Annotated in this window: 12 protein-coding genes; 10 read left to right on the top strand and 2 right to left on the bottom strand. The window is 69.5% G+C overall.

Features of this window, described 5'->3' with window-relative positions:
* From glmU to MBTS_RS00845, 8 genes are all read left to right on the top strand, one after another.
* Positions 1 to 1,291, top strand: a 1,291-nt coding sequence (gene glmU, locus MBTS_RS00810; RefSeq protein ID WP_192214901.1) for a bifunctional UDP-N-acetylglucosamine diphosphorylase/glucosamine-1-phosphate N-acetyltransferase GlmU, incomplete at its 5' end; no start/stop codon positions are given.
* Positions 1,292 to 1,525: 234 nt separating this feature from the next.
* On the top strand, positions 1,526 to 3,352 hold the full coding sequence (gene glmS, locus MBTS_RS00815; protein WP_192214902.1) for a glutamine--fructose-6-phosphate transaminase (isomerizing): 1,827 nt from the start codon (positions 1,526 to 1,528) through the stop codon (positions 3,350 to 3,352).
* 189 nt (positions 3,353 to 3,541) lie between these two features.
* Positions 3,542 to 4,588, top strand: a complete 1,047-nt coding sequence (locus MBTS_RS00820; protein ID WP_192214903.1) for an endonuclease/exonuclease/phosphatase family protein — start codon at positions 3,542 to 3,544, stop codon at positions 4,586 to 4,588.
* Positions 4,589 to 4,727: 139 nt separating this feature from the next.
* Positions 4,728 to 5,369, top strand: coding sequence for a nitrile hydratase subunit alpha (nthA, locus tag MBTS_RS00825; protein WP_147833214.1), 642 nt, complete (start codon positions 4,728 to 4,730; stop codon positions 5,367 to 5,369).
* The gene (gene nthB / locus MBTS_RS00830) at positions 5,366 to 6,034 is read left to right on the top strand and encodes a nitrile hydratase subunit beta (protein ID WP_147833215.1); all 669 of its coding nucleotides are present in this window, start codon (positions 5,366 to 5,368) and stop codon (positions 6,032 to 6,034) included. The genes nthA and nthB overlap by 4 nt, the downstream gene beginning before the upstream one ends.
* Complete coding sequence (locus tag MBTS_RS00835; protein ID WP_082473330.1) at positions 6,031 to 6,366, top strand: nitrile hydratase accessory protein; 336 nt, start codon at positions 6,031 to 6,033, stop codon at positions 6,364 to 6,366. The genes nthB and MBTS_RS00835 overlap by 4 nt, the downstream gene beginning before the upstream one ends.
* Positions 6,367 to 6,597: 231 nt before the next feature.
* Positions 6,598 to 6,795 carry a hypothetical protein gene (locus MBTS_RS00840; RefSeq protein ID WP_018043714.1) on the top strand — a complete coding sequence of 66 codons (198 nt, stop codon included), beginning with the start codon at positions 6,598 to 6,600 and terminating at the stop codon, positions 6,793 to 6,795.
* 117 nt (positions 6,796 to 6,912) lie between these two features.
* Positions 6,913 to 7,716, top strand: a complete 804-nt coding sequence (locus tag MBTS_RS00845) for a DUF502 domain-containing protein (RefSeq protein ID WP_187273494.1) — start codon at positions 6,913 to 6,915, stop codon at positions 7,714 to 7,716.
* Positions 7,717 to 7,826: 110 nt separating this feature from the next.
* Here the strand turns inward: MBTS_RS00845 and MBTS_RS00850 are convergent, their stop codons facing one another.
* On the bottom strand, positions 7,827 to 8,159 hold the full coding sequence (locus MBTS_RS00850) for a hypothetical protein (protein WP_147833216.1): 333 nt from the start codon (positions 8,157 to 8,159) through the stop codon (positions 7,827 to 7,829).
* Between the two features lie 300 nt (positions 8,160 to 8,459).
* Entirely contained in the window at positions 8,460 to 10,601 is a 2,142-nt protein-coding gene (gene recG, locus MBTS_RS00855) for an ATP-dependent DNA helicase RecG (RefSeq protein ID WP_238253884.1), read from the bottom strand.
* 270 nt (positions 10,602 to 10,871) lie between these two features.
* Here recG and MBTS_RS00860 point away from each other — a divergent pair, with 270 nt between their 5' ends.
* Both MBTS_RS00860 and MBTS_RS00865 read left to right on the top strand, forming a co-directional pair.
* Positions 10,872 to 11,135 carry a CCDC90 family protein gene (locus tag MBTS_RS00860; protein ID WP_018043710.1) on the top strand — a complete coding sequence of 88 codons (264 nt, stop codon included), beginning with the start codon at positions 10,872 to 10,874 and terminating at the stop codon, positions 11,133 to 11,135.
* Between the two features lie 82 nt (positions 11,136 to 11,217).
* Entirely contained in the window at positions 11,218 to 11,511 is a 294-nt protein-coding gene (locus MBTS_RS00865; RefSeq protein WP_018043709.1) for an FAD assembly factor SdhE, read from the top strand.
* Positions 11,512 to 11,568 lie beyond the last annotated feature (57 nt).

Consider the following 11,568-nt stretch of genomic DNA (forward strand, 5'->3'; position numbering starts at 1 on the left):
GGTCCTGCATGCGGTGGCCGGGCGGACCATGCTCGGCCACGTGCTCGCCGCCGCGAGCGAGGCGGGGGCGAACCGCATCGCCGTGGTGGTGGAGCCGGGCCAGGAGGCGGTCGCCGCCGAGATCGCCCGCGCGGCGCCCGGCGCCTCGGTCCATCCGCAGGTGGAGCGCCTCGGAACCGCCCATGCGGTGCTCGCCGCCCGCGAAGCCCTGGAAGCGGGCTCCGACGACGTGGTGATCGCGTTCGGCGACACCCCCCTCGTCACCGGGGCCACCCTCGCCCGCCTGCGCGCGCCCTTGGCCGACGGGGCTGCGGTGGCGGTGCTGGCCTTCACGTCGGAGACTCCCACCGGCTACGGACGGGTGCTGACGGAGGGCGGGCGCGTGCTCGCCATCCGCGAGGAGAAGGATGCGAGCGCGGAGGAGCGCGCCGTCACCCTGTGCAATGCCGGCCTCATGGCCCTCTCCGGCCCCCATGCCCTCGCCCTGCTGACGCGGATCGGCAACGCCAATGCGGCGGGCGAGTACTACCTGCCGGACGCGGTCGCCCTCGCGGTGGCGGACGGGCTCGACGTGGCGGTGGTGCCCGTGGACGAGGCCGAGGCGCAGGGCGTCAACGACCGGGTCCAGTTGAGCGTCGCCGAAGCGACGATCCAGGCGCGCCTGCGCCGCGCGGCGCAGATCGGAGGGGCCACGCTGGTGGCGCCGGAAACGGTTTTTCTGAGCGTCGACACGGTGTTGGGCCGGGACGTTCTCGTGGAACCTCATGTGGTGTTCGGCCCCAAAGTGACCGTGGGCGACCGGTGCGTGATCCATGCCTTCTCGCATCTCGAAGGCGCGACCCTGGCACAGGGCGTCCAGATCGGCCCCTATGCGAGGCTTCGCCCCGGCGCGGTGCTGGAGACGGGCTCCCGCATCGGCAATTTCGTCGAGATGAAGAACGCCCGCCTCGGCGAGGGCGCCAAGGCCAACCACCTGACCTATCTCGGCGATGCCGAGATCGGGCCGGGCGCCAATGTCGGGGCCGGCACCATCACCTGCAATTACGACGGGGTGAACAAGCACCGCACCGAGATCGGGGCCGGGGCCTTCATCGGCTCGAACACCGCCCTGGTGGCGCCCGTGAGCGTCGGGGCCGGCGCCATCGTCGGCGCGGGCTCGGTCATCACCGCCTCGGTGCCGGCCGATGCCCTCGCCATCGCCCGCAGCCGCCAGCGCATCATCGAGGGCATGGCCGGCGGGATGCGGGCGGCACTGCAGGCGATGAAGGCGTCTCGATCCAAGAAAAACTAGTCTCTTCAGTATTTTGCTAACAAGTGTGAATGTAGGCGTTGAGCCAAATTCGACCTCGGATATGGCATGACGGCAGGAGCCCTGGCCGGATCGTGTTCCGATCCGGTACAAGGCCCTTCCAGAAGGCTTGGGCCGCTCCTTGCGTGGGCCACCGCCAATATCCCGGTCGGAGACGTCGGAAGCCTGTCCCGCTTCCGCCATTCCGGCCCGGCCCCTCGTGTGAGAGAAGCGACCATGTGCGGAATCGTTGGCATCGTCGGGCATGAGGCGGTGGCGGGACAGGTGGTCGAAGCCCTGCGCCGCCTCGAATATCGCGGCTACGATTCGGCCGGCGTCGCCACCCTGGCCCATGGCCGGCTGGATCGCCGCCGTGCCGAGGGCAAGCTCTCCAACCTCGAACTCAGGCTGCGCGACGAGCCGCTGCCCGGCGCCATCGGCATCGGCCATACCCGCTGGGCCACCCATGGCCGCCCCAACGAGACCAATGCCCACCCGCATGCCACGGCGCGGCTGGCGGTGGTCCATAACGGCATCATCGAGAACTTTCGCGAGCTGAAGGCCGAGCTGCAGGCCAGTGGCGTGCGCTTCGAGAGCGAGACCGACACGGAGGTCGTGGCCCAGCTCGTCAGCGCCGAGATGGACAAGGGGCTGGGCCCGGTGGAGGCCGTGGCCGCCGCCCTGCCGCGCCTGCGCGGCGCGTTCGCGCTGGGCTTCATCTTCACCGGCTACGACGATCTCCTCATCGGCGCCCGCCACGGGGCGCCCCTGGCCATCGGCTTCGGCGAGGGCGAGACCTATCTCGGCTCGGACGCCCTGGCGCTGGCGCCCTTCACCGAGGAGATCACCTATCTGGAGGAGGGCGACTGGGCGGTGCTGACCCGCGAGGGCGCCGCGATCCGCGACATCGACGGCAACCCGGTCTCGCGCCAGCGCCAGCGCATCGTCGCCCAGGCCTACCGGGTGGAGAAGGGCAACCACCGCCACTTCATGGCCAAGGAAATCCACGAGCAGCCCGAGGTGGTGGGCCGCACGCTGGCCCATTACGTCGATCTCGCCAACGGCCGGGTCGCCCTGCCCGAGGCGCTGCCGTTCGATTTCAAGGACCTCTCGCGGCTCTCGATCACCGCCTGCGGCACCGCCTATTATGCAGGGCTGGTGGCGAAATACTGGTTCGAATCCCTGGCGCGGCTGCCGGTGGAGATCGACGTCGCGTCCGAGGCGCGGTACCGCGAGCCGCCCCTCGACACGGCCGGCCTGACCCTCGTCATCTCGCAATCGGGCGAGACCGCCGACACCCTGGCCTCCCTGCGCTACGCCAAGAGCCAGGGCCAGCACACCCTGGCGGTCGTCAACGTGCCGACCTCCACCATCGCCCGCGAGGCCTCGGCCGTGGTGCCGACGCTCGCCGGCCCCGAGATCGGCGTGGCCTCCACCAAGGCCTTCTCCTGCCAGCTCACGGTGCTGCTGTGCCTCGCCATCGCGGCGGGCCGGGCGCGGGGCACCCTGAGCGCCGAGCGCGAGCGCGAACTCGTCGACGCGCTCATCACCGTGCCGGGCCTGATGGCGGACGCGACCAAGCTGGAAGGCGAAATCGAGCTCCTCGCCCGTGAGGTCTCGAAGGCCCGCGACGTGCTCTATCTCGGCCGCGGCACCAGCTACCCGATGGCCCTGGAAGGCGCGCTGAAGCTGAAGGAGATCAGCTACATCCATGCCGAGGGCTACGCCGCCGGCGAGCTCAAGCACGGCCCCATCGCTCTCATCGACGAGAGCGTGCCGGTCATCGTCATCGCGCCGCACGACGCGATCTTCGAGAAAACGGTGTCGAACATGCAGGAGGTGGCCGCGCGCGGCGGGCGCATCATTCTCATCGGCGACGCCAAGGGCGCGGCGGCCGCCGGCCTCGACACCATGGCGACGGTGACCATGCCCGACCTCGACCCGGTCGTGTCTCCCATCGTCTACGCCGTGCCGATCCAGCTCATCGCCTACCACACGGCCGTTTTCATGGGCAAAGACGTGGACCAGCCGCGCAACCTCGCCAAATCCGTGACGGTCGAATAGGCCGGAACCGCCACCGGAATCCGTCGATTGTCAGGCGCGCCTCGAAACGGGGTCGCGTGGCGGTCGAAGCGGGGGTCGCATGGCGGTCATACGGGGCCGCGTGGCGGTCGCGCGAGACGACGCGGCATGGCCCCTTGAATGGCCCGGTTGGGCGGCTCCCTGACGGGCGCACGGCGGCGGAGACCAGGTTTGACGTATCTCACGCTCGCCCTGCAGGGCATCGCCGGTCTGCTCGTGGCAGCGACGGCGCTGCCCCTGATCGAGACCAATCTCGGCTTCGTCCGCAGCCTGGACTTCCCCCGGCTCCAGATCGCGGTGGCGCTGGCGGCCTGCCTTTCCGGCCTCCTTCTGGTCTCCAGGGACACGACCTCCCTCGTCCTCGCCCTCGCCATGGCGGCGGCTTTGGTCATGCAGGTCCGCTACATCCTGCCCTTCACGCCGCTCGCCGCCACCCAGGCGAAGGCGGCCACGGCCTGCGAGCCGGGAGACCGGCTCAGCCTCGTGGTGCTCAACGTCCTGCAGACGAACAGGAATTACGGCGCGGCCCTCGATCTCGTCACGCGTCGCTCGCCCGATCTCGTCCTGCTGCTGGAGACCGATTCCGGCTGGCAGGAGGCCATGGCTCCGTTGCGCGCGCTCTACCCGAACCGGGTCGAGCAGCCACAGGACAACACCTACGGCCTGCTGTTCTATTCCCGCCTGCCCCTGCGCGGCCCCGAAATCCGCTTCCTGCTTCAGGACGACGTGCCGTCGCTGCGCACGCAGGTGGTGCTGCCGGACGGGGAGACGGTGAGGCTCCATGGCCTGCATCCGCGCCCCCCGCATCCCGGCCATAGCAGCGCGCCGCGCGACGCCGAGCTGGTGATCGTCGCCCGCGAAGTCGCGGAAGCGCCGGGTCCCACCATCGTCGCCGGCGACCTCAACGACGTGGCCTGGTCCCGCACGACTCAATTGTTCCAGAGTATCAGCGGCTTGCTCGATCCGCGCCGGGGCCGCGGCCTGTTCGCGACCTTCCACGCGCAATGGCCGGTGATGCGCTGGCCCCTCGACCATGTCTTCTTCAGCGAGCACTTCCTGCTCGGCCACATGGAACGGCTGCCCGGCGTCGGATCGGACCATTTCCCGATCACGGTCAGCCTCTGCGCCGCGCCGCAGGCCCCCGTCCGGCAGGAGAAGCCCGAGGCCACCGCCGAGGATCACCGCGATGCCCAGGAGGCCATCGAGGCCGTGCGCTGAGGCTCTGCGAGGTGGTGTCGACACGGTGCCTCTCGGGTAGCAGACTGGCGCTCGCACACGGCCCGGCGCGACCCGTGCTTGCCGGCCTTCGGGCCGGACGACCGACTTGAAAGCCGTTCCGGGCACAGGACGAGACGCCATGGCGCACGATCACGACCATCACCACGACCACCCGGACCACGCGCATGGCAGCAGCCTCACCCCCATCGAGGCGCGGGTGAGGGCGCTGGAATCGCTGCTTCTGGAGAAAGGCTACGTCCAGGCCGACGCCCTCGACGCGCTGGTCGAGATGTACGAGACCCGCATCGGCCCCCATAACGGCGCCCGTGTCGTCGCCCGCGCCTGGACCGATCCGGCCTATCGCGAACGGCTCCTCGCCGACGGGACGCCGGCCATCGCGGAACTCGGCATTGGGGGACGCGGCGGCGAGCATATGGTGGTGGTCGAGAACACGGCCGACAGCCACAACCTCGTCGTCTGCACCCTGTGTTCCTGCTATCCCTGGCCGGTGCTCGGCCTGCCGCCGGTCTGGTACAAGGCGCCGCCCTACCGCGCCCGCGCCGTCCTCGACCCGCGCGGGGTCCTCGCCGAGTTCGGTCTCACCCTTCCCGAGGCGACCCGCATCACCGTGTGGGATTCCACCGCCGAGACCCGTTTCATGGTCCTGCCCCTCCGCCCCGCCGGCACCGAATCCCTGAGCGAGGCCGAGCTCGCCGCCCTGGTCACGCGCGATTCCATGATCGGCACCGGGCAGCCGCTCACCCCGGAGACGGCCCAATGAACGGCGCGCAGGATCTCGGCGGCGCCCACGGATTCGGCACCGTCATGCCGGAGGCGAACGAGCCGGTTTTTCATTCGGAATGGGAACGGCGTGTCTTCGCCCTGGCTCTGGCGGTGGGCTATACCGGTACCTGGACCCTGGACGGCAGCCGCGCCGCGCGGGAATCGCTGCCCCCGGCGGAGTACCTGTCGGCGAGCTATTACGAGATCTGGCTCGCTGCCCTCGAAGCGCAGATCGTCGCGCATGGCCTTGCCACGCAAGAAGAAATCGCTGCGGGCGCCAGCGCCGGGCCGGCGAGCCCGGTCAAACGCGTGCTGCGCGCGGAGGAGATCCCGCCCCGCTTTTCTGCGGGATTCCCCAGCGACCGGCCGCCGGATGCGCCGGCTCTATATGCGGTACGCGACCCCGTCTTGACCCGCAACGACCACCCCATTGGCCACACCCGCCTACCCCGTTACGTCCGGGGCCGGCGTGGCGTCATCGAGCGGATCCACGGCGCCTTCGTCCTGCCCGATGCCAGCGCGGAGCGCCGGGATGCCCCGCCGCAATGGCTCTACACAGTGGGGTTCGAGGCCACTGAGTTGTGGGGGGCGAGCGCCGACCCGGGCGGGCGCGTCACCGTGGCCGCCTTCGAGGGATATCTCCTGCCGGGGACGCCACAATGACCGCCATGTGCCGGCCCGACGATCCGGGACCGTTCGCGGAACCCTGGGAGGCGCAGGTCTTCGCCCTGGTGGTCGCCCTGCAGGAGCGGGGCCTGTTCACGCAGGAGGAATGGGCGCGCGCCCTCGGGCGCACCATCCGGCCGGAGGGGAAGCCGGAAGCGGCGGCCGATTACGGACGCTGGCTCGCGACCCTGGAAGCCCTGCTCGCCGAACGCGGCGTCACCGATTCCGCGAGCGTCCAGGCCCGCAGCGACGCCTTCCTGCGCGCCGCTGCCGCGACCCCGCACGGCGAACCGATCCGGCTGGCCAACGACCCGCATCCGTCGCCCTGAGGACACCCAGCCCCCGGACGGGGCTGGGCGACCGCCTATGACATGCCGCTGACGGCGGGGTAAGGTTCTGAACCTCCTGCGTTTCTGGATCCCGGGCTCCGCGACGCGGCCCCGGGACGACGGGTTGCCGGCACAGGCCTTCCGCGCCTTCGCGTCACGTCATGGATCTGGCACAAGCAGCGTCGGCGGGGCATCCTGCCACTTCCCTCCCCGACGAGAACGGACACGACCATGGCAACGCCGCGCGACCTCAAGGTCCAGATGGCCGGCGAGACCCGCGCCCGCGAACGGGCCCAAGCCCTGGCCTCGGCCAGCGCCGTGCGGGCTCAGCGCGCCGAACTCGCCCTCAAGGAGGCCCTGGCGGAGCGGGATGCGTGGAAGGAGAGGGCGCTGGCGGCAGAGGCGGCGCTCGGCGAGACCAAGCCGTGATCCTCGGCCTCGGATCATCCGGGGCAGGGGCGCTTCCTCGCGCTTGAGGTGACACGCCCGACCCGCTAACCCTTGTCATGCAGGCTGACGATCGGCCTCCCACGAGACAGGCCGCCCGTGCGCGAAACGCTCACCCCGTTGCCGGAACCAGACCCCGCCGGAGCACGGCCGCCGCCTCGGGTGAGCAAGAAGAGCCGCCTGCGGACCTACTTCCTTACCGGCATCATCGTCGCCGGGCCGCTGGCGATCACGATCTACATCACGTGGTGGTTCATCAGCCTCATCGACGGCTGGGTGAAGCCCCTGGTGCCGGCGAGCTACCTGCCGGACCATTACCTGCCCTTCTCGATTCCGGGCATCGGCCTCGTCATCGCTTTCATCGCCGTGACGCTGCTCGGCTTCCTCACCGCCAATCTCGTCGGCCGCAGCGTGGTGGAGTTCGGAGAGGTGCTGCTCGCGCGCACCCCGGTGATCTCGGGCCTCTACAAGGGTCTGCGGCAGATCTTCGAGACGCTGTTCTCGGCCAACGGCACGTCGTTCCGCACCGTCGGCCTGGTCGAATTCCCGGTGAAGGGAACGTGGTCGGTGGTGTTCGTCTCGGCCCCGGCCGGCCCCGACGTGCAGACGGCGCTCGGCGAGGAGAACGACCATGTGGGCGTGTTCCTGCCCTGTGCGCCCAACCCCACGACGGGGTTCTTCTTCTACTTGCCGCGGGCGGACATCATCGAAGTGCCCATGAGCATCGACGACGCGGCCAAGCTGGTCATGTCGGCGGGGGTCATCCAGCCGGAGGACCCGCAGGTCAGGCTGCAGGCCATGGCGGCGTCGATCCGTGCGGCTCAGAACGGGCAGGCCACCGGGCCGGAGGCGGCGCTCGAAGCCTCGTCCCGTCGCCAGGAGAAGCTCGTTAGCACGGAGTGAAACGCTCGCCCATGCAGGGTTGCCGGTGCAAGTCTTTGGGCAGGGACGTCGACCCGACGCACATCTCCCGAACAGCGAATCCGCCTTTCGGGAGCCCTGCTCGAACGCGCCTAGTTGTGGACCGTCATCGAGGCCTTCTCGATGGGCAGCGTCGGCGGCGAGGCATCGGCGACATGGCTGTTGGCGTGCGGGGCCATCGTGGAACCACCCCAGCCCATGGCGATCTGGGCGGTGACAGCCACCAAGAGTAGGACCATCAGGGCATTCGCCGCGATCTGGAAGGGGCGGGCGGATTGACGGACCGCGAGGAGGACATCGTCCGTCGTCTTCAGCGCGGGCTCCTTGCCATCCGAGATCGGAAGCAGCCAAGGCTCGCTCGGAAGGGCGTGGACGCTCCCCATTTCATGGGCACCCGGTAGGTTTTGGAACAGTCCGGCAGACATATCCATCCTCCTGAATTCTGTGTGGCAGCCCAGTCTGGCGGGCTGTTCGTTCATGTTCAGTTAAGGGGAGAATACGTTCATTTCAAGTTCAGGAAGTCCGTGCGGCACCGCACAACGGCTCGGGGAAAGAGGTCCGGAAGTCAGCCTACCCTTTGAAAGATAAGGGATTTCCGGCGTTCCGCGGCTGCGGTGCCATGGTTCGTGAAGCTGAACTGCGCAGACGTCATCGGGGGTCGATTCGTCGCTTTTGTGGCGATGCGTTCAGGTTTGGCGCGGGGCTCGTTCAGCCGGCGAATCGGCTCAGCCGGCTCCGAGCAACCGAATCGCCGCGTCCCGTTCGAACAGGTAGAGCAGCACCCGGAGTGCTCTGCCACGCTCGGATCTGAGGCCGGGATCGCGCTCGACGATGAGCCTGGCATCGTCACGGGCCACTTCCAGCAGGCTGGCATCGCTCTCCAGATTCGCGAGGCGGAAGGCAGCCGCGCCCGATTGCCGGGTGCCCAGCACCTCCCCCTCGCCGCGCAGGCGCAGATCCTCCTCGGCGATGCGGAAGCCGTCCTCGGTCTCGCGCATCATTTCGAGGCGGGCACGGGAGACCTGTCCCAGCGGCCCGCGATAGAGCAGCAGGCAGGTCGAAGCCTTGGCCCCGCGCCCGACCCGACCGCGCAGCTGGTGCAATTGCGCGAGACCGAAGCGCTCGGCATGCTCGATCACCATGATCGTCGCCTCCGGCACGTCGACGCCCACCTCCACCACCGTGGTGGAGACCAGGATCTTCGTCTCGCCGGCGGCGAACCGCTCCATGGCGGCATCCTTGTCCGGCCCCGGCATCTTGCCGTGGATCAGCCCGACGGCGTCACCGAATTCCTGCCGCAGGTCGGCGAAGCGGTCCTCGGCGGCGGCGAGGTCGACATATTCGGATTCCGCCACCAGCGGGCAGATCCAGTAGACCCTGTCCCCGGCGGCAAGCGCCCGGCCGAGCCCCATCACCACCTCGTCGAGCCGGTCGATGGAGACGAGGCGCGTGGCGATGGCTTGGCGGCCGGCCGGCTTCTCGTCCAGGACCGAGACGTCCATGTCGCCGAAGCAGGTCAGCGCCAGGGTGCGGGGGATCGGCGTCGCGGTCATCACCAGAATGTCCACCGCCGCCCCCTTGGCGCCGAGCGCGAGGCGCTGATGGACGCCGAACCGATGCTGCTCGTCCACCACGGCGACGCCGAGATCCTTGAAGATCACGCTGTCCTGGAACAGGGCATGGGTGCCGACCACGATATCGATATGGCCATCGGCGAGGTCGGCGAGCGTCGCTCGGCGCTCCGAAACCTTGTCGCGCCCTGTGAGGAGGCGCAGACGCACCGAACCGACCAGCCCCGTCAGGCGCTCGAAATGCTGGCGCGCCAGGATCTCGGTGGGCGCCATCAGCGCCGCCTGCCGGCCGACCTCCACAGCCGAGGCCATGGCCAGCAGCGCCACCGCCGTCTTCCCCGAGCCGACATCGCCCTGGAGCAGGCGCAGCATGCGCCGGTCGGAGGCGAGGTCGGCGCGGATCTCCTCGACGGCCCGGGCCTGGGCGCCGGTGAGCGCGAAGGGCAGGGCGGCTTCGATCCGGTCCTTGAGGTGCCCGTCCCCGGCATTGGCCCGGCCGGGCGCGCGGCGGTTGCGGGCGCGCATCAGGGCCAGGGCCAGCTGCGAGGCGAGGAGTTCGTCATAGGCGAGCCGCCGCCGCGCCGGGGTGCGGGGCGTGATGCCGTCGCTCGCCGGTGCCGGCGGCGCGGCCTCGGGCCGATGCTCGGCCCTGAGCGCGTCGGCGAAGCCCGGCAGCCCCTCCCGCGCGAGCCAGGCCGGATCCTGCCATTCAGGGAGGGTCGGCAGCCGGTCGAGGGCGGAATGCGCCAGTTTCGAGATCGCCCGCGAGGTCAGGCCCTCGGTGGCGCCGTAGACGAGCTCGACGGCGGGCAGGGCGGCGAGCCCCGCCTCGTCCACGATCCGCGACGGATGCACCATCTGCCGGTGCCCGTCCCACAGGTCGATCCGGCCGGAAATGTAGCGATGGGCGCCGAGCGGCAGCATCTTCTCCACGCGGGCCTGCGGCATGCCGAAGAAGACGAGGGTGATGTCGCCGGTGCCGTCCTCCACCAGGACCCGGAACGGGCGCCGCCCCGTCCCGGCCTGGGGCGGGCGATAGCCGGTGACCGTGACACCCAGCGTCACGGGCTCGCCCGGCGGCGCCTCGGCGATGGAGCCCATCATCGTGCGCGCCACCCCGCCCTGGGGCAGGTGGAACAGGAGATCGACGATCCGCGCGGGCTGCTCGGGCGTGCCGAGGAGCCGCTCGATCAGCGGCGCCATCTTCGGCCCGACGCCGGGGAGGGTCCGGGCCTGGGCGAAGAGCGGATCGAGGATGCTGGGGCGCAGGTTCGTCGAGCGGGGTTCGTCTGTCATGGGCGAAGCGACCATCCCTCGTCTGGATGCGGGACGGAAGACACCCGAAGGCGGGATGACAGTGCCGGACCTCGCGTATCCGTCATGTCCGGAGGAGAGAGCATGAGACCGGCATAGAATGCGGGGACCGAGCCGGGCAACGATCTCTTTGCCGCTGCCGCCGCGCGTGACGATATGGTCCGGCGGCGTTGCAACTCTGTCGGGATCGGCCATATTTGGGAAGCCGGTCCCGTTGTGGACATTGCGGCATGGAATTCCGGCGCACGCACCATGGCCACGATCGCCCTCGATACTCTCGCCATCGCCCGGAAGCTGAAAGCCGCCGGGTTCTCGGACGACCAGGCGGAGGCCGTGACCGGCGTCCTTCGCGAGACGCGGGAAACCGATCTGTCGACGTTGGTGACGAAATCCGACCTCAAGACCGAGATCGCGGAGTCGAAATACGACATTCTCAAATGGGTCCTGTCGGCTATCGGATTCCAGACCATCGTCATCGTGGGCGCAATCGTCACGCTTGCGCGAGGGCTGCGCTGAAAAGGCCTGCGCTGAACCTCGTGCGATCCGACCACTCCACCGATCCGGGGATCCCAGGATCGCAGCATCACAGGCTGACCCCATGTCTGGAACCACCCGCACCAGCGCGGATCTCGATCCGCGCCGCCGCCGCACCCTCTTCCGCGCCTGGCATCGCGGCATGCGCGAGATGGACCTGATCATGGGCCGTTTCGCCGATGCGGAGATCGGTACGCTGAGCGATGAGGAGCTGACCACCTTCGAGGCCCTGATCGAAGTGCCCGACCGCGACCTGTTCCGCTGGCTCACCGGCGAGGACGAGACGCCGCAGAATTACGACACGCCGGTATACCGCCGCCTCCAGGCGTTCCATAAGCACGACGCGCCGATTCATTAGCGGTCCAGGCGATGCGGGGCTCTCCTCCCCCTTGTGGGGAGGAGTTGGAGGTGGGGG

This window comes from Methylobacterium bullatum (assembly GCF_014845095.1).
GTDB lineage: Bacteria > Pseudomonadota > Alphaproteobacteria > Rhizobiales > Beijerinckiaceae > Methylobacterium > Methylobacterium bullatum.